At 71.4% G+C, this 17,798-nt stretch carries 19 protein-coding genes; 15 read left to right on the forward strand and 4 right to left on the reverse strand.

Features of this window, described 5'->3' with window-relative positions; all coding sequences use genetic code 11:
- Window positions 1-15: 15 nt before the first annotated feature.
- The 13 genes from folC (at window position 16) to rodA (ending at window position 12,046) form a co-directional block, all read left to right on the forward strand.
- Window positions 16-1,377: a bifunctional tetrahydrofolate synthase/dihydrofolate synthase gene (folC, locus tag BLR90_RS19945; protein ID WP_091026986.1), complete on the forward strand. Its 1,362-nt coding sequence runs from the start codon at window positions 16-18 to the stop codon at window positions 1,375-1,377.
- Window positions 1,374-1,757 (forward strand): DUF4233 domain-containing protein, encoded by a 384-nt coding sequence (locus BLR90_RS19950; RefSeq protein WP_245715427.1) that lies wholly within the window; start codon window positions 1,374-1,376, stop codon window positions 1,755-1,757. Before folC ends, BLR90_RS19950 begins: the two co-directional genes overlap by 4 nt.
- 19 nt (window positions 1,758-1,776) lie before the next feature.
- Window positions 1,777-2,454 (forward strand): pyridoxamine 5'-phosphate oxidase family protein, encoded by a 678-nt coding sequence (locus BLR90_RS19955; protein ID WP_091026988.1) that lies wholly within the window; start codon window positions 1,777-1,779, stop codon window positions 2,452-2,454.
- 17 nt (window positions 2,455-2,471) lie between these two features.
- The gene (gene ndk / locus BLR90_RS19960; RefSeq protein ID WP_091026989.1) at window positions 2,472-2,885 is read left to right on the forward strand and encodes a nucleoside-diphosphate kinase; all 414 of its coding nucleotides are present in this window, start codon (window positions 2,472-2,474) and stop codon (window positions 2,883-2,885) included.
- Between the two features lie 76 nt (window positions 2,886-2,961).
- Complete coding sequence (locus BLR90_RS19965; RefSeq protein ID WP_091026990.1) at window positions 2,962-3,495, forward strand: hypothetical protein; 534 nt, start codon at window positions 2,962-2,964, stop codon at window positions 3,493-3,495.
- Window positions 3,495-3,794, forward strand: a complete 300-nt coding sequence (locus BLR90_RS19970) for a hypothetical protein (RefSeq protein ID WP_091026991.1) — start codon at window positions 3,495-3,497, stop codon at window positions 3,792-3,794. The genes BLR90_RS19965 and BLR90_RS19970 overlap by 1 nt, the downstream gene beginning before the upstream one ends.
- Window positions 3,791-5,548 (forward strand): alpha/beta hydrolase, encoded by a 1,758-nt coding sequence (locus BLR90_RS19975; protein ID WP_091026992.1) that lies wholly within the window; start codon window positions 3,791-3,793, stop codon window positions 5,546-5,548. The genes BLR90_RS19970 and BLR90_RS19975 overlap by 4 nt, the downstream gene beginning before the upstream one ends.
- Complete coding sequence (locus BLR90_RS19980; protein WP_091026993.1) at window positions 5,545-6,078, forward strand: hypothetical protein; 534 nt, start codon at window positions 5,545-5,547, stop codon at window positions 6,076-6,078. Before BLR90_RS19975 ends, BLR90_RS19980 begins: the two co-directional genes overlap by 4 nt.
- Before the next feature lie 161 nt (window positions 6,079-6,239).
- On the forward strand, window positions 6,240-7,268 hold the full coding sequence (locus BLR90_RS19985; RefSeq protein ID WP_170254418.1) for a rod shape-determining protein: 1,029 nt from the start codon (window positions 6,240-6,242) through the stop codon (window positions 7,266-7,268).
- Window positions 7,268-8,215: a rod shape-determining protein MreC gene (gene mreC / locus BLR90_RS19990; protein ID WP_091026994.1), complete on the forward strand. Its 948-nt coding sequence runs from the start codon at window positions 7,268-7,270 to the stop codon at window positions 8,213-8,215. Before BLR90_RS19985 ends, mreC begins: the two co-directional genes overlap by 1 nt.
- Window positions 8,212-8,724 carry a rod shape-determining protein MreD gene (gene mreD, locus BLR90_RS19995; RefSeq protein WP_091026995.1) on the forward strand — a complete coding sequence of 171 codons (513 nt, stop codon included), beginning with the start codon at window positions 8,212-8,214 and terminating at the stop codon, window positions 8,722-8,724. Before mreC ends, mreD begins: the two co-directional genes overlap by 4 nt.
- Window positions 8,721-10,856: a penicillin-binding protein 2 gene (mrdA, locus tag BLR90_RS20000; RefSeq protein ID WP_245715428.1), complete on the forward strand. Its 2,136-nt coding sequence runs from the start codon at window positions 8,721-8,723 to the stop codon at window positions 10,854-10,856. Before mreD ends, mrdA begins: the two co-directional genes overlap by 4 nt.
- Window positions 10,853-12,046 (forward strand): rod shape-determining protein RodA, encoded by a 1,194-nt coding sequence (gene rodA / locus BLR90_RS20005; protein WP_091026996.1) that lies wholly within the window; start codon window positions 10,853-10,855, stop codon window positions 12,044-12,046. Before mrdA ends, rodA begins: the two co-directional genes overlap by 4 nt.
- A 30-nt stretch (window positions 12,047-12,076) precedes the next feature.
- Here rodA and BLR90_RS20010 read toward each other — a convergent pair whose 3' ends face one another.
- From BLR90_RS20010 to BLR90_RS20025, 4 genes are read right to left on the reverse strand one after another with little or no spacing between them, the layout of a single operon-like run.
- Window positions 12,077-13,198 (reverse strand): calcium:cation antiporter, encoded by a 1,122-nt coding sequence (locus BLR90_RS20010; RefSeq protein ID WP_091026997.1) that lies wholly within the window; start codon window positions 13,196-13,198, stop codon window positions 12,077-12,079.
- 55 nt (window positions 13,199-13,253) lie between these two features.
- Complete coding sequence (locus BLR90_RS20015; RefSeq protein ID WP_091026998.1) at window positions 13,254-13,772, reverse strand: hypothetical protein; 519 nt, start codon at window positions 13,770-13,772, stop codon at window positions 13,254-13,256.
- Complete coding sequence (locus BLR90_RS20020; protein ID WP_091026999.1) at window positions 13,769-14,860, reverse strand: hypothetical protein; 1,092 nt, start codon at window positions 14,858-14,860, stop codon at window positions 13,769-13,771. The genes BLR90_RS20015 and BLR90_RS20020 overlap by 4 nt, the downstream gene beginning before the upstream one ends.
- Window positions 14,853-15,197, reverse strand: coding sequence for a hypothetical protein (locus tag BLR90_RS20025; protein ID WP_091027000.1), 345 nt, complete (start codon window positions 15,195-15,197; stop codon window positions 14,853-14,855). The genes BLR90_RS20020 and BLR90_RS20025 overlap by 8 nt, the downstream gene beginning before the upstream one ends.
- A 264-nt stretch (window positions 15,198-15,461) precedes the next feature.
- Here BLR90_RS20025 and BLR90_RS20030 point away from each other — a divergent pair, with 264 nt between their 5' ends.
- Entirely contained in the window at window positions 15,462-17,399 is a 1,938-nt protein-coding gene (locus BLR90_RS20030; protein ID WP_218029507.1) for a TIGR03960 family B12-binding radical SAM protein, read from the forward strand.
- Window positions 17,400-17,675: 276 nt separating this feature from the next.
- Window positions 17,676-17,798, forward strand: a 123-nt coding sequence (locus tag BLR90_RS21815; protein WP_425433652.1) for a transposase family protein, incomplete at its 3' end; no start/stop codon positions are given.

The raw sequence follows: 17,798 nt of genomic DNA on the forward strand, positions 1-17,798 counted from the left end.
TAGAGTGGTGGAGCCATGAGTGAGACCCCGTCCGAACCTCGACTAGCCCAGACCTTCGACGAGGTCGAGGACGCCCTGCTGTCCCGCTGGCCGGAGACCAGGCTGGAGCCGTCGCTCGACCGGATCCGCGCCTTCGCCGAGCTGCTCGGTGACCCCCAGGCGTCCTACCCGGTCATCCACCTCACCGGGACCAACGGCAAGACCAGCACCGCGCGGATGATCGACACCCTGCTGCGCGCGCTCGACCTGCGCACCGGCCGGTTCACCTCGCCGCACGTCGAGCGGATGACCGAGCGGATCAGCATCGACGGCCAGGCTCTCGACGACGAGGGCTTCGTCCGCGCGTTCAACGACGTCGCCCCGTTCACCCACCTCGTGGACGAGTCCGAGGCGCACCCGCTGTCGTTCTTCGAGGCAGTGGTCGGCATGGCGTTCGCCGCCTTCGCCGACGCCCCGGTCGACGTGGCCGTCATCGAGGTGGGCATGGGCGGCTCGTGGGACGCCACCAACGTCGCCGACGCCACCGTCGCGGTGATCCTGCCGATCGCGGTCGACCACTCGCAGTACCTCGGCGACGCGCCCGTCGACATCGCCGCCGAGAAGGCCGGCATCATCAAGCCCGGCTCGCTCGCGGTACTCGCCCAGCAGACCCCCGAGGCGGCGCAGGTCCTGCTCGCCCGGGCCGCCGAGGTCGGCGCGACCGTCGTACGCGAGGGCATGGAGTTCGGCGTCATCTCCCGGGTGCCCGCGGTCGGCGGCCAGGTCGTGGCGCTCCAGGGTCTCCGGGCGAGGTACGACGACGTGTTCCTGCCGCTCTACGGCGCCCACCAGGCCCAGAACGCCGCCGTGGCGCTGGCCGCGGTCGAGGCGTTCGCGGGCGACATGCCCCTCGACGAGGAGCTCGTGCGTGCGGCGTTCGCCGAGGTCAGCTCGCCCGGTCGGCTCGAGATCGTGCGCCGCAGCCCGACGATCGTGCTCGACGCGGCCCACAACCCGGCCGGCGCCGAGGCCGTGGCCGCCGCGCTCGACGACTCGTTCGCGTTCTCGCCGCTGATCGGCGTCGTCGGCGTCATGGCGGACAAGGACTACGAGGGCCTGCTGTCGGCGTTCGAGCCGCACTTCGCCCACATCGTCTGCACCCAGAGCTCCAGCGACCGCGCGATGCCCGCGGCCAGGCTCGCGGAGGCCGCGATCGAGGTCTTCGGCGAGGACCGGGTCACCGTCGAGCCCCGCCTGGCCGACGCGCTCGACCAGGCCGCCACCCTCGCCGAGAACGGCGAGGGCTCCGGCGACTCCATCGGCTCCGGCGCGGTGCTGGTGACCGGCTCGGTGGTCACGGTCGGCGAAGCCCGCACGTTGGTGAGGCGGCGGTCGTGAGCGAGCGGCAGCGGTCTCCGCGCCGCGGCATGTGCGCGGCGGTCCTCAGCCTCGAGGCGATCACGCTGGGGCTGACCACGCCGGTGCTGATCTCGATCGCGGACGTCGAGGTCGCGACCGCGCTCGCCGTCGGCCTCGGCCTGATGGTGGCGTGCCTGCTGGTGGCCGGGATGCTGCGCTCCGAGTGGGCCTACGGCCTCGGCTGGGTGATCCAGGCCGCCGCGCTGGGCCTGGGCTTCGTGATCCCGCTGATGTTCGTCCTCGGTGCGATCTTCGCCCTCCTGTGGGGTACGGCGTACTTCCTGGGCCGCAAGATCGAGCAGGAGCGGGCCGCCGCCTACGCCGCCCTCGACGCCCAGACCGCGGCCGAGGGCGACTGAGCTCGGACACAATGGGGTCATGACGACTGCTCCGCTCTCGCCCTCCTCCCGTACGACGGTCACCCGCGGCCGCAACCGGGCGGTGGAGGACCGGGCCGAGTTGCACGCGCTGCTGGCGGACGCCCTCATCGCGCACGTCGGCGTCGACGTCGGTGACCACCCCGTCGTACTGCCGGTGGCGTTCGCCGTCGACCTCGACGGCCCGGACCAGGGCGGCACCCTCTACATCCACGGCTCGGTCGCGGCCCGGTGGCTGACCCGCTCCGAGGGCTCGACCGTCTGCGTCACCATCACCGAGGTCGACGGGCTGGTGGCGGCGCGGTCGGCGTTCCACCACTCGATGAACTACCGCTCGGCGGTGGTCATCGGCGCCGCGCGCGTCGTGGACGACCCCGACGAGAAGGCGCGGGCGCTCTCGCTGACCGTCGACCACATGGTCCCGGGCCGGGCCGCCACACTGCGTCCGCACACCCGCAAGGAGATCGCGGCGACCTCGGTCCTCGCGGTGCCGCTGCACGAGGCCTCCCTGAAGATCCGGGCCGAAGGACCGGTCGACGAGCCCGAGGACGTCGACGCGGGGGTGTGGGGCGGGGTGATCCCGATCCGCCGGATCGCGGGGGCTCCCGTGCCGGCGCCCGAGGCGGTGGACAGCCGGGTGCCGGATGACGTGGTCCGCCGTTCTGAGCAGCTGGCCTGATCGATAGTGTCGGTGCCATGACAGAGACGTCACGCACGCTGGTCCTGCTCAAGCCCGACACCGTCCGCCGCGGACTGGTCGGCGAGGTGCTGTCGCGGTACGAGGCCAAGGGCCTGACGGTCGTGGCGATGCAGCACCGCACGATCGATGCGTCCATCGCCGACCAGCACTACGTCGAGCACGTCGAGAAGGCGTTCTACCCCCCGCTGCGCGACTTCGTCACGAGCGGCCCGCTGGTCTCGCTCGTGCTCGAGGGCGAGCACGCGGTCGAGGTCGTGCGCACCCTCAACGGCGCCACCGACGGCCGCGCCGCCGCACCCGGCACGATCCGCGGCGACCTGTCGCTCTCCAACCGCGAGAACCTCGTGCACGGCTCCGACTCGTCCGAGTCCGCCGCCCGCGAGATCGCGATCTGGTTCCCCGACCTCTGACCGGTCCCTGAGCCGGGTTCTCCACAGCCGCGGAGGTCCACGGTTTCCACGTCCGTGACGTGGGCACGCTCCTGTCATGGAGCTACGACCCCTCTCGGACCCCCTCGGTGACCCGTTCTTCGACGCCGTACGCCGCCGTCACCCCGACGTCGACGTCGTCGTCCTGCCGCCCGCACCACCGCCCGTCCCGCCCGACTCGCTCGAGACGGTCGGCGACGACGAGGTCGCCGCGACCCTGATCCGGGTCGCGACGCTGGCCCGTCAGCTGTGGGCGAGCGCCGCCCGTGAGAGTGCCGAGACACCCGAGGCGCGCTTCGCCTACGGCACCGGACCCGGGGCCGTGCGCGCCGCGGCCCGCGTCACGACCCGACGCGACGACGGCTTCCACGTGCTGGTGGCCATCCGACACGAGCTCGAGACCGACGGGTGGGAGGTGACCCGTCCTCCCGGTGTGGTGGAGCGGATCGTCGCCCACCTCGACGACCTCACGGTCTCGGCGTCGTACGCCGAGGGCGCGGGCGCGCTGCTCTTCGAGCTGTCGTCGGCGTCGCTCCCGGTCGGGGAGGCCCGGGCCCGCGAGCTGACCCACCCGTCGGGCGGTGATCGCTGATGCAGGTCGTACCCGTCTCCGTCGGCGAGGCGTCCCGAGCCTGGGACGAGCAGCACCTCGACCTCGACGCCGCGGCGACCCAGATCGCGGACGCCGACACCAGTGGCTTCACCAGCAACGTGCGGGGGACCGCCACCCGCTTCCTGACCCAGTGGGAGCGCCATGCCACGGCGCTCGGCACCGCCTCCGAGGCCCGCGCCGACGGGCTCCGCACGACGATCCGCGACTACGTCGCCAGCGACGACGCCGCCGGCGCCGACCTGATGCTGCTGCTCTCCTACGTGCAGGAGGAGCGATGACCACCATCCACCTCCCCCCGCTGCCGCGCGTCGCGCCCACCCTCACCTGCGACCCCGCCGCGATCAGCACCTGCGGCGCCGACCTGCTGGCTGCCTCGGCCCAGGTCGACGACCTCGGCAGCTTCGTGGCCGGTGCCGCGCGGGTCGGTGACTGGACCGGCGACGCGTCCACCGCCTACCACGAGGCGATCGTCCCCACCGGCCGTCGCGCCGACGCGATGTCGCTGGCCCTGCGCTCGGTCGCCCAGCGGGTGGAGGAGCACGCCGTCGAGATGCAACGCCTGCTCGACCGTCGTACCGACCTCGAGGACCGCCAGCAGCACCTCGCCCAGCAGGTCGCCTACCTGCGCTCCCAGGTCGCGACCACGACCGAGGACGACGCCGCCGACCTCCAGGCCGACTGCGACCGCGTCAAGGCACAGGTCGAGGCCTACGAGACCGACCTCGACACCTGGGTGGCCGACCTCGCCGCCGAGGAGTCGGAGATGAACCAGGCGTTCACCCGGGTGCTCAGCGCCGCCGACGTCGAGCGGATCTACGGCGGCGTCGCCGACCCGGCCGACGGGGCACTCCGCGACAAGCCCGGCGCCGGGGCCTCCCCGGCCGAGGTCAACGCCTGGTGGGACTCCCTGACCCACGAGCAGCAGCAGGCGATCATCGCCGCGTCCCCGGGCTCGATCGGCAACCTCGACGGCATCCCGGCCTGGGCCCGCGACGCCGCCAACACCGTGGCCCTCGACCGCGACCTGGCCGACTACGCGCACACCGAGGACGAAGGCGTGCTCACCGACGACGAGCGCACCTGGTACGAGAACGCCCGCGCCGCTGACGAGGCCCGCCGCGAGATCGAGGGGCGCGTCGACCCGGTCACGGGCGAGCCGATCGAGTCGCAGATCTACATCTACGACCCCGCCGCCTTCGACGGCGACGGAGCGATCGCGATCTCGGCGGGCAACCTCGACACCGCCGACAACGTCGCAGTCGTCGTACCCGGCTTCGGCACCGACGGCGAGAGCGCCGCCTACCAGGCGGACCGCGCCGCCACCCTCTACGAGTCGACCCGGTTCCTCGACCCCGACGCCACCAACGCGTCGATGTTCTGGATCGGGTACGACGCGCCCGACAACGCGCCCTGGGACGAAGGCTTCGACGGAGCCGGCGTCCTCACCGAGCAGATGGCCGCGGCCGGCGGCGAGCGGCTGGCCGACACCATCGACGGGCTTCGGGACAGCCGCGACGGCGACCCGGCGCACCTCACCGCGATCGGCCACAGCTACGGCTCGACCACCACCGGCCACGGCGCCCACGACCACGGGCTCGACGTCGACGAGATCGTCTTCGTCGGCAGCCCCGGCGCCGGCGGTGACACCAACAACGCGGGCGACACCGGCATCGACCCCGAGCACGTGTGGGCGGGCGCCAACAGCCGCGACCCGATCGCCGACCTCGGCAACCACGGCTGGGTGCACGGCGAGACCGTCTTCGGCGCGGGGCTCGGCGACGACCCCGCGGAGGACGAGTTCGGCGGCAACCGGTTCGAGGCGGAGTCGGAGACGCGGGGTGGCGCGTTCTCGTTCGGCGACCACTCGAAGTACTTCGACCACGACACCGAGTCGCTCCACAACATCAGCCAGATCGTCAACGGCAACTACGACGAGGTCGAGCACGCCGACCACGTCTACGACCCCTGGTGGGGCGGGGTGCAGGACCCGGAGTACGACCGCGACCCGACCAGTCCGGCCACGCAGCCATGAGGCTGCTGGCAGGCTTGCTCCTGGTGGTGGTCGTGGCCAGCGGCTGCCGGACGGGAGACGACGTGAACGGCGGCACCGGCGACGACGCGGCCGCGGCCCTGGAGGCGCAGCGCGACGAGGTCCGGCAGGCCGCGGCCGACCTGGTGACCGGTGCGGTTGCCGCGTTGGGCGGCCGCCCGTCCAACACGACCGGCGGCTTCGAGGGCTGCGAGTCGACGTTCAACGACGAGTACCGCACCTATCAATACCGCGCCTCCGGTCGCGTCGACGTCGACGCCGGCGCCGCGCGGCCCTACGTCGACGCGCTGGCCTCGGTGCTGAGCGACGCCGGCTTCGGCGAGCCGGTCGCGGGGGGGCGCCCGGGCGGGCAGACCCTGTCCGCCGAGCGGGGCGACCTGAGCGCCACGTTCTCCGAGCTGCCCGGCCAGGGCGACTACGTCCTGCTCACGGTGCACGGTCCGTGCGTCGAGGTGCCCGAGGACGACCGCGACGACTGGCTCACCCGCCCGGACCCCTCGCCGTACCTCTGACGGGCGTTGCCCCACCAGCAACACCCGCCTCGCCGGTATCGGCGTGCCTGCACGGTTCCGGCCGCTGCGAAACCTACGCTCGCTGACGGGTACGGCGAGGCGTGCGCGCGTCGTGTCCTCTTCCCCGAGCGCACGCTGGCACAGGGCTGCGAGGCACCAGCATGGCGAACAGCTTCATCGGCCGCGACATGGCCGTGGACCTCGGCACCGCCAACACGCTGGTCTATGTCCGGCGCAAGGGCGTGGTGCTCGACGAGCCGAGCGTGGTGGCGGTCAACGACACCACCGGCGAGGTGCTCGCGGTCGGCCACGACGCCAAGCGGATGATCGGTCGCACCCCCGACAACATCACCGCCATCCGGCCGCTCAAGGACGGCGTGATCGCCGACTTCGAGGCGACCGAGCAGATGCTGCGCTACTTCATCCAGCGCGTGCACCGCCGCCGCTACTTCGCCAAGCCCCGGATGGTCATCTGCGTGCCGAGCGGGGTCACCGCGGTCGAGCAGCGGGCGGTCAAGGAGGCCGGCTACCAGGCCGGCGCGCGCCGGGTCTACATCGTCGAGGAGCCGATGGCGGCCGCCATCGGCGCCGGGCTCCCGGTGCACCAGGCCACCGGCAACATGGTCGTCGACGTCGGCGGCGGCACCACCGAGGTCGCGGTCATCTCCCTCGGCGGCATCGTGACCAGCCTGTCCATCCGCACTGCCGGCGACGAGCTCGACCAGGCGATCGTGACCTGGATGAAGAAGGAGCACTCGCTGATGCTGGGCGAGCGCACCGCCGAGGAGGTCAAGATGACCCTCGGCTCGGCGTTCCCGTCGTCCAAGGAGCCCGAGGCGGAGATCCGCGGCCGCGACATGGTCTCCGGCCTGCCGCGCACCGTCGTGGTGTCGGCCACCGAGATCCGCCAGGCGATCGAGGAGCCGCTCCACGCCATCGTCGACGCCGTACGCGTCACCCTCGACCAGACCCCGCCCGAGCTGGCCGGCGACATCATGGACCGCGGCATCGTGCTCACCGGCGGCGGCGCCCTGCTGCGCGGCCTCGACGAGCGGCTGCGTCACGAGACCGGGATGCCGGTCCACATCGCCGAGGACCCGCTGCTCTCGGTCGCGCTCGGCGCCGGCCGCTGCGTCGAGGAGTTCGAGGCACTTCAGCAGGTCCTCGTCTCCGACAAGAGGCGCCTGTGATGCGACCCGACCCGACCCGAGAGCGGCGCTGGAGGCCCACCGGCCTCGGCGCCTCCGGAGGCTCCGGCCGGCACGGCCAGCCCCCGCGCGGGCTCGTCGTCGCGCTGCTGCTGGCGTGCGCGACCCTGATCACCCTCGACTACCAGGGCGGCAACGACTCCCCGGTCGAGCCGGTGCGCCGGGTCATGGGCGAGGTCTACGGCCCGGTCGAGGTCGGCGTCGCCACCGCCATCCGCCCCGTGGTGTCGATCCCGCGCTGGCTGCGCTCCCAGGACTCCATGCGCGACGAGATCGACGACCTCGAGGCCCAGAACGCCGAGCTCCGCCAGCAGGTCAACACCGCCGGCTACGACCGCAACAAGCTCGCCGAGTACGACGGGCTGACCGCCGCCGCGGGCAGCCTCGGCTACGCGCTGGTCCCCGCCCGCGTGGTCGGCCTCGGCCCGTCCCAGTCCTTCTCGAGCACGGTCACCATCGACGCCGGCTCCCGCGCCGGTCTGCGCCCCGACATGACGGTCGTCAACAACGACGGGCTGGTCGGCCGGGTCCTGCGCGTCACCCGCACCACCGCCACCGTCCTGCTGGTCATCGACGCCGACTCCGTCGTCGGCGGCCGGGTCGGCGAGAGCATGGAGATCGGGATGCTCCACGGCCGCGGCGTGCTCGGCGACGAGGGCCGCCTCGACCTGGAGCTGATCGACACCTCCGTGGTGCCCAACCGCGGCGACACCGTCGTCACGTGGGGCAGCGAGAGCGGCGCCCCCTACGTCGCCGGCGTCCCCGTCGGCCGGATCGAGACCGTCTTCTCCAACGTGCGTGACGGGTCGCAGCGCGCGGTGATCGCGCCGTTCGTCGACTTCGGCGCGCTCGACCTGGTCGGCGTGGTCGTGCCGTCCGGCACCGACAGCGACCGCGCCGTGGTCGAGGCCGACGGGAGCATCCGATGACTGGGATGCGCGCGTTCGTCGCCGTGCTGGCGGTCTCCGCGGCGCTGGTCCTCCAGGTCTCGGTCTTCTCGTACGTCGCGTGGCAGGGCGTGGTGCCCAACCTCGTGCTGCTGGTGGTTGTCGGCGCAGCCCTGGTGCGCGGCGCCCAGTTCGCGATGCTGCTCGGGTTCGCCGCGGGCGTGCTGCTCGACCTCGCCCCGCCGGCCGACCACGTCGCCGGCCGCTGGGCGCTCGCGCTGCTCGTCGTGGGCTACGTCGCCGGCCGGGTCGCGCTCGACGTCAAGCCCACGGTCACCGCCGTCGTCGCCACCGTCGCCGCGTCGTCGTTCCTCGGCACGTCGGTGTTCGCGATCAGCGGGATCCTATTGCGCGACCCGCCGATGGCGGTGCCCGACCTGCTCCAGGTCGTGGGCGCCTCCGTCCTGTGGGACGTCGTGCTCACGCCGTTCGTGCTGCCCCTGGTGATGACCATGTTCCGCCGGCTCGAGCCCGACCGGGCGACCTCGTGACCTCGTCGGCGTCCCCGACCCAGGCCTCGCAGAAGAGCCGGCTGCGGATGATCGTGCTCCAGGCGCTGGTCTTCTCGCTCTTCGTCACGCTCTTCGCGCGGCTCTACTACCTCCAGGTCGTCAGCGGCGACGAGTACCACGCGCAGGCGGCGGCCCAGTCGGTGCGCGAGATCGTCGTCCAGCCGCAACGCGGGCTGATCGTCGACGACATGGGGCGCCCCCTGGTCACCAACCGGACCTCGTGGGTGGTCTCGCTCGACCGGTCGGTGCTCGACAAGATGACCGACGACGTGCGCGAGAAGCTCGTCGAGCGCCTCGCCGCGGAGGTGGACGTACGCGCCAAGCGGATCGAGCGGCAGCTGATCTCCTGCGGCGACGCGGGCAGCGTCGTCGGCCTGTGCTGGAACGGCTCGCCCTTCCAGCCGGTGCCCGTCGCCAAGGACGTCGACCAGTCGGTGGCGCTGCGGATCCTGGAGCAGCCCGAGGACTTCCCGGCCGTCGTCGTCGACCAGCAGACCGTGCGCTCCTACCCCGAGCCGTTCGGCATCAACCTCGCGCACGTGCTGGGCTACCTCAGCCCGATCACCGAGGACGAGCTCGACGCCGCCGAGGATGGTGGCGACCGGTCCGTCAACGGGGCGTCTGCCGTCGGCCGTGCGGGTGTGGAGAAGCAGTACGACCGCTGGCTGCGCGGCATGCCCGGCTACCGCAGCGTCGCCGTCGACTCGATGGGCCGAGTGCTCGGCGACGACGGCGAGGTCGAGAGCCAGCCCGGCGACACCCTGGTCACCTCGATCGACGCCAAGGTCCAGGGCGTCGTCGAGCAGCAGCTCGAGGACGCGATCGCGGTCGCGCGTAGCGAGTTCGACAGCGTGACCGGCAAGAACTACGTCGCCGACTCGGGCGCCGTGGTGGTGCTGGAGGCCGACACCGGCCGGGTGGTCGCGATGGCCAGCCAGCCGACGTACGACCCCGGCGTCTGGGTCGGCGGGATCACCAAGAAGCAGCTCTCGCGCCTCTACTCCGAGCGCGCCGGCACCCCGCTGCTCGGCCGCGCCACCCAGGGGCAGTTCGCGCCCGGGTCCACGTGGAAGCCGTTCATGACCGCGGGTGCGCTGACCAACGGTTATGACCGCGACACCCTGCTCAACTGCTCGTCCTACCTCAGCGTCGGCAACCGCGACTTCAAGAACTACGAGTCCGGCGCCTACGGCTACATCACGTTCGCCAAGGCCCTCGAGGTCTCGTGCAACACGTTCTTCTACCGCGTCGGCCTCGACTTCTGGCAGCGCTACGGCTCCGACGTCGCCGACGTCGACGCGCGCGACCCGCTGGTCCAGAAGGCCAAGGACTTCGGCTTCGGCCGTGAGACCGGCATCGACCTTCCGGGCGAGGCCTCGGGCCGGATCGCCGACCGCAAGTGGAAGCGCGCCTACTTCGAGTCGCAGAAGGACTACTACTGCGAACTGTCGTCGAAGCCCCAGGACGACGAGACCAGCGACTTCGTCTACCTCTTCGCCCGCGAGTTCTGCGTCGAGGGCTTCGCCTACCGCGCCGGCGACGCCGTCAACTTCGCCATCGGCCAGGGCGACACCATCGTCACCCCGCTCCAGCTGGCCCGTGCCTACGCCGCGATCGCCAACGGCGGCACGCTCTACGCGCCTCGCATCGGCAAGGCGATCGTCGGCCCCGACGGCCACGTGATCCGCCGGATCGCGCCCAAGAAGGTCGGCACCGTGCACGTGCCCGACCGCGTGATCGGCTACATCGACGAGGCGCTCAAGGGCGTCACCCGGCAGGGCACGATGGCCTGGCGGATGGGCGGGTTCCCGCTCGACGAGGTCGTCATCCGCTCCAAGACCGGCTCCGCGGAGGTCTACGGCAAGCAGTCGACCTCCTGGGTCGCCTCCTACTCCGACGACTACGTCGTCGTGATGATGGTCAGCCAGGGCGGCACCGGGTCGGGCACCTCCGGCCCCGCGGTGCGCGCGATCTGGGAGGCCCTCTACGGCATCACCGGCGAGGACGTCCGCCCGGGCGACGCCGCCATCCCCGGCACCGTCCCGCCCGCCGCACTGCCGTCCTTCCGCCGCGACGGCTCGATCCTGCCCCCGGCCCGGGAGGACCAGTGACCCCCACCCCCATCCGCGTTGCCAGTCGCCCGACCCGGCTGCCCGGCATCGACTGGCTGCTGCTGCTCGCCGTGCTCGCGCTCACCGTGCTCGGCACCCTGCTGGTCTGGTCGGCCACCAGCAACCGTGACGACCTCACCGGCGGCGACCCCTCGGCGTACCTCTCCAAGCAGGTGGTCAACATCGCCATCGGCCTGGTGCTGATGGTCACGGTGATGGCCACCGACCACCGCTGGGTCCGCATCCTCGCGCCGCTGGTCTACCTCGCGTCGGTGGGTGGGCTGGTGCTCGTGCTCACGATGGGTACGACGGTCAACGGCTCGCGCTCCTGGCTGATGGTGGGCGGGATGTCGATCCAGCCGTCGGAGTTCGCCAAGCTCGCGGTCGTGGTCGGCATGGCCCTGGTCGTCGCCGAGCGCTCCGAGGGGCGCTGGCGCGCACGCGTCGGCACCGTCGACGTGCTCGCGATGCTGGCCGTGGCCGCGATCCCCGCGACGCTGATCATGCTCCAGCCCGACCTCGGCACCATGCTCGTGCTCTCCGCCACCGTCTTCGGCGTGCTCGCCGCCTCGGGTGCCCGGCGCCGGTGGCTGACGCTGCTCGCCGCCGGCGGCGTCGCGGCGGGCTTCGTGGCCGTGGCCGGCGGGCTGCTGAAGGACTACCAGGTCGACCGCTTCCTGGCGTTCACCAACCCCGACCTCGACCCGCGCGGAGCCGGCTACAACGTCGAGCAGGCACGGATCGCGGTCGGCAACGGCGGGCTCTTCGGCCAGGGCCTGTTCGAGGGCTCCCAGACCCGCTCGGGCTTCGTGCCCGAGCAGCACACCGACTTCGTGTTCACGGTCGCCGGCGAGGAGCTCGGCCTGGTCGGCGCCGGGCTGCTGATCGCGCTGCTGGGCGTCGTGCTGTGGCGGGCCCTGACGATCGCCGCCCACACCGACGACGTGTTCGGCCGGATGGCCGCGGCCGGCATCGCCTGCTGGTTCGGCTTCCAGGCGTTCCAGAACATCGGGATGTGCCTCGGCATCATGCCGGTCACCGGCGTCCCCCTCCCGTTCGTGTCGTACGGCGGCAGCTCGATGTTCGCGGGCATGCTCGCCGTGGGCCTGCTCCAGAACATCCACCTGCGGGCGATCGCGGCCCCCGCCGCCCGGATGACGCCGACCCCGCGGGTGCTGGTCCGCGCCTGAGGCCGCAAACGGACCTGGTTTGCGGGTTAGTCAGGGCTTCACCGACAGGAACAGGAAGGCCGCGAGCAGGACCAGGTGGATCAGCCCCTGCTGGGCCTTGGCCCGCCCCTGGACGACGGTCAGGACCGAGACGACGACCGTGATCGCGAGCAGCACCATCTGGGTCGGGGGCAGGCCGAGCTCGAGCGGCCCGTCGAGCCAGATCGAGGCGATCGCGATCGTGGGGATGGTGAGGCCGATCGAGGCCATGGCCGACCCGAACGCGAGGTTGAGGCTGATCTGCACCCGGTCGCGGGCGGCGTTGCGCACGGCCGCGATCGACTCCGGGGCGAGCACGAGGAGGGCGATCACCACGCCGACGACGCCGTACGGGAACCCGAGGCTCTTCACGCCGTCCTCGATCGTGGGCGACAGCAGCTTGGCCAGTCCCACCACCGCGACCAGCGAGAGCACCAGCAGGCCGAGGCTGAGCATGGCCTCGGAGGCCGGCGGCGGGTCGGCGTGGTCGTCGTCGTCCGCGTCGAGCAGGCCGGTGACCCGGCCGTACTCGTCGCTCGACACCGGGAGGAAGAAGTCACGGTGCTGCACGGTCTGGGTGAACACGAAGCCGCCGTAGAGCACCAGCGAGGCCACGGCCGCGAACGCCAGCTGCGACGGGGAGAACTCCAGGCCGTCACCCGATGTCGTGAAGCGCGGGAGCACCATCGTCACGCTGGCCAGGGTGATCACGGTCGCGAGCGCCGAGCCGGTGCCCGACGCGTTGAAGCTGACCAGGTGGTGCTTCAGCGCACCGACCAGCAGCGAGAGGCCGAGGATCCCGTTGAGGGTGATCATGATCGCGGCGAAGACCGTGTCACGGGCGTAGGTGCTGGTGCCCTCGCCCCCGCTGGTCATCAGCATCACGATCAGGCCGACCTCGATCACCGTGACCGCCACGGCCAGGATCAGCGACCCGTAGGGCTCCCCGACCCGGTGCGCGACGACCTCGGCGTGGTGGACCGCCGCGAGCACCGCGGCCACCAGGGCCACCCCGATCGCCGCCAGGACCAGCCAGTGCTCGTGCCAGGTCCAGGTGCCCAGCATCAGCACGAACGTCACCACCGGCACCGCGACGGTCCACTGAAAAGGGCCACGGACCGGCGACGAGCTCATGGTCACGACCCTACGGAAGGCCAAGCCCGTCAGCGAGGCGAGCCCCACGCCAGGGCTATCCGAGCGACCGACCGGTGGAGGCGGAGGCCCAGACCAGCTTGAGCTGCCACAGGTGGTCCTCGACGAGACGCTCGGCGGCCTGGGCGCAGGCGGCGGTGAAGGCCTCCTCGGAGACCTGGCGCACGGTGCCGGGAGCCACGGTCGCCGACCAGCTCAGCAGTCCCACCGCGCTGAGCTCGACCCGGCCGTCGTCCGAGCGCCCGCTCGCGACGATGGAGTCGCGGGCCTCGCGCCGGGCGGCCTGCCGCTCGTTGCGCGGCCGGCCCTCGCCCCGGACCTCACGGTTCAGCAGGTCGCTCTTGAGTCGGTAGTACTCCCGCATTCGGGCGACCCAGAGCAGGCGGCCGAGCTGGGTGAGCTTGTCGGCGAGCCGGGCCTCCGTCGTCTGGGCGTAGTAGCCCGGGACGAACGAGACGCTGATGTCGCTGGTGCCGCGCAGCCGCGCGAAGGCGGTGCCGTCGGGCGTCTCGGCCTCGGCGGTCAGGGTCTCGAGGTACTCCGGTGCCGCGGTCACTTGGGCGTCCCGAGGTAGCCGTCGTCGTTGACGTTGCCGGGTGTGGCGTCGGCGAGCAGCGGGCGGGGCAGCGCGAACTCGTGCACGGTGGACTCGCTGTAGCTGTGCTCGGTGCTGTAGTACGGCGGGTCCCGGGGGATCGGCGGCGTGCCCTTCGGCGCCGTGTAGCCGTTGATCTGGTCGGACAGCGTCCGGATCTGGCGCGAGATGAAGAGCTCGTGCTCGAGGAGCTGCAGCTTGAGCTTCCAGATCGCGTCGCGGAGCGACTGTGCGATGTCGGCGGGGCTGTCGCCGGAGATGTCCAACTGCTTCTCCGGCTCGTTCGGGTGACCGACGACCGCGCCGGTGACCGCGATCGCCGAGCCGGCCATGGTCCAGTAGAGCGCCGCGGACGTGCCACCGGTGAACGGCACCGCAGCCACCGCGACGATGGCGCCGATGATCCCCAGCGCGAGTACGGCGTCGGCGGAGTCCTTGCCGCCGCTGTAGTCGTCGAGCGCGGAGTTGGCCTCGTCGATCAGGTTGGAGACGTCCTCGCGGGCCTTCTCCCACATGTAGGCGGCCGCGATCAGCGGCGAGCGCAGGCTGACCACCGCCTCGAACTCGTGGAAGGCGACGCGCTCGAGCGGCGGGATGAAGTTGAGCTTGAACGCCTCCGCGGCGTGGCCCTCCCAGTCGACCAGCATGGTGGGGATGGCCGACAGCTTTTCGAATGCCTCAGCCGGGCCGTGCACCGTGCCGTCGGCGATGTCGGTGTGTCCGCTGGGACCGGCCAGCAGCGCGAGCGCGCCGTACAGGCCCTCCGCCTCGGAGCGCAGCGGCGCGGGGTCGGGGAGGTCGGCGAGGTCGTCGAACATCTCGGTGATGTCGGCGAACCACGACGCGATCTCCCCGCGCCACTGGTCGCTGTAGACCTGGAGCTCCAACGCCTTCTTCTCGTTGGTCCAGCTGTGGATGTCGTCGAGGTCGCCGCTCTCCGCGAGCGCGCGGTTGAACGCCAGCATCGCCTGGTGCTCGACCTCGAGCTCGACGAACTTCTCGACGAGGGCCTTCGCCTCGGAGCGGATGTCGCCGTAGTTGTCACTCATAGGGGATGGTCGCCTTCAGGGCGTCGAGCTCGGTCTGCACGGCGGTGTCGGTGTCGGTGTAGGTCTTCACGCAGACGTCGAGGGCGTCCCCGGTGTCGTTGAGGCTGCTGCCGTTGGTGTTCAGGACGCCGATGACCTGCTCCTTGAGCGCGGACCAGTCGTCGTAGAAGCCGTTGCTCCCGAGGCCGATGCTCGCCGGACGGGACAGCGCCGAGCTCGGGTTGCAGCCGTCCACGATGCCCGCGGCGCCGGTGTGGGCAGTGCCCATCTCGCGCAGCGACTTGGCGGTGAACCAGAGATGGTGGAGGTCCACCGCGAGCTGGGCTGGGGTTGCCATTCGAGAGCCTTTCGGGCAGGTCGGTCGGGGAGTCGTAGGTCAGTCGTAGGTCGGGGGGTCCCGCGTCGTCGTGCTCGGTGGAGCGGGACTCGCTCAGCCTGCCCAGGCGAGCCTCCCGTGAAACGCCGCGACCGCCGGTCGCCGAGTTCGTCGCGTGCCTGCGCCCCGACGTACTCTTGAGGGTCCCCGCTCCCGACTCCTTGAGGTTCCTCCGTGCCCGTCACCGGTCAACGACTCGAGCTCGACCGCCCGACCCCGGCCTCGGTGTTCCCGCGGCTCGAGCCCCGGCTGTCCTCGGTCCAGAAGCCGATCCAGTACGTCGGCGGCGAGCTCAACTCCACCGTCAAGGACTGGCACTGCGCGCCCGACGGGCCGACGGTGCGCTGGGCCCTGATGTATCCCGACGCCTACGAGGTCGGGCTGCCCAACCAGGGCGTCCAGATCCTCTACGAGGTGCTCAACGAGTGCGACTGGATCGTCGCGGAGCGCACCTACTCGGTGTGGCCCGACATGGAGCAGGTGATGCGCACCGGTGACGCGCAGGGCCCGATCCCGCAGTTCACCGTCGACGCACACCGCCCGGTGCGTGACTTCGACGTCTTCGGCCTCAGCTTCTCGACCGAGCTGGGCTACACCAACATGCTCAACGCCCTCGACCTCGCCGGCATCCCGATGCACGCGGTCGACCGCACCGACGACGACCCGATCGTGCTGGCCGGCGGCCACGCCGCGTTCAACCCCGAGCCGATCGCCACCTTCATCGACGCGGCCGTGCTCGGCGACGGCGAGGAGGTCGTCCTCGCGATCTCCGAGGTCGTGCGCGAGTGGAAGACCGAGGGATGTCCCGGTGGGAGGGACGAGCTGCTGCGCCGGCTCGCCGTCACGGGCAACATCTACGTCCCGAAGTTCTACGACGTCACCTACGGCGCCGACGGCACGATCGAGGCCGTCGTGCCCAACCGGCCGGGCATCCCCTTCCGGGTCACCAAGCACACCCTGATGGACCTCGACGCCTGGCCCTACCCCGCCAAGCCGCTGGTGCCCCTCGCCGAGACCGTGCACGAGAGGTTCTCGGTCGAGATCTTCCGTGGCTGCACGCGCGGCTGCCGGTTCTGCCAGGCCGGGATGATCACCCGGCCCGTGCGTGAGCGCTCCATCGAGACCATCGGCGCGATGGTCGAGAACGGCATCCGCAAGTCCGGCTTCGAGGAGGTCGGCCTGCTCTCGCTGTCGAGCGCCGACCACACCGAGATCGGCGAGGTCGCCAAGCAGCTGGCCGACCGCTACGAAGGCACCAACGTCTCGTTGTCGCTGCCGAGCACCCGCGTCGACGCGTTCAACATCAACCTGGCCAACGAGTTCTCCCGCAACGGCCGCCGCTCGGGCCTGACCTTCGCGCCCGAGGGCGGCAGCGAGCGGCTGCGCAAGGTGATCAACAAGATGGTCACCGAGGAGGACCTGATCCGCACCGTCGCGGCGGCGTACTCGCACGGCTGGCGGCAGGTGAAGCTCTACTTCATGTGCGGCCTCCCGACCGAGACCGACGAGGACGTCATGGAGATCGCCGACCTCGCCAAGAAGGTGATCGCCAAGGGCCGCGAGGTCTCCGGGCGCAACGACATCCGGTGCACGGTGTCGATCGGCGGGTTCGTGCCCAAGCCGCACACGCCGTTCCAGTGGGCCGCCCAGCTCGACGCCGAGACCACCGACGCGCGGCTGAAGAAGCTGCGCGACGCGGTGCGTGACGACAAGTTGTACGGCCGCGCCATCGGCTTCCGCTACCACGACGGCAAGCCGGGCACGATCGAAGGACTGCTCAGCCGCGGCGACCGCCGCGTCGGTGCCGTCATCGAGCAGGTCTGGCGCGACGGCGGCCGCTTCGACGGCTGGAGCGAGCACTTCTCCTACGACCGTTGGGCCGAGTCGTGCGCCACCGCACTGGCCGGCACCGGCGTCGACCTCGGCTGGTACACCACCCGTGCGCGCGACTACGACGAGGTGCTCCCGTGGGACCACCTCGACTCGGGCCTCGACAAGGACTGGCTGTGGGCCGACTGGGAGGACGCCCTCAACCCCGACGCCACCGACGTCGAGGACTGCCGCTGGACCCCCTGCTACGACTGCGGCGTCTGCCCGGAGATGAACACCGAGATCCAGATCGGCCCCACCGGCCGCAGCCTGCTCCCGCTCGCCGTCGTCTGACCGGTTGACCCGTCACAAACTGACCGAAAATCACGTTGACCCGCCCGAAAGTTTGGCTCTTGTGACGGATGTGTGGGTGGGGTTGAGCAGTTGACGTAGGACACGCCGTTCTCTGGCTAGGTTTCTGAGCTGTTGAGGAACAGTTACCTGGCGAAGGAGAACGGCGTGTCTGCGCTCACCCTATGGCGACCCCTGCTCGGACTTGAAGACACCGCGATCGAGGACGTTCGAGTCGAGCCGGGTCACGGTGGCCGGGTCGTGGTCAGTGTCCGACCGATGGCGCGTCAGAAGAACCGTTGCGGTCGGTGCCGGCGTCGGTCCCGGCGCTATGACCAGGGACGTGGACGGCGGCTGTGGCGGACCCTGGACCACGGCACCAAGCCCGCTTTCCTCGAGGCC

Source organism: Nocardioides szechwanensis, from assembly GCF_900103935.1.
Taxonomy (GTDB): Bacteria; Actinomycetota; Actinomycetes; order Propionibacteriales; family Nocardioidaceae; genus Nocardioides; species Nocardioides szechwanensis.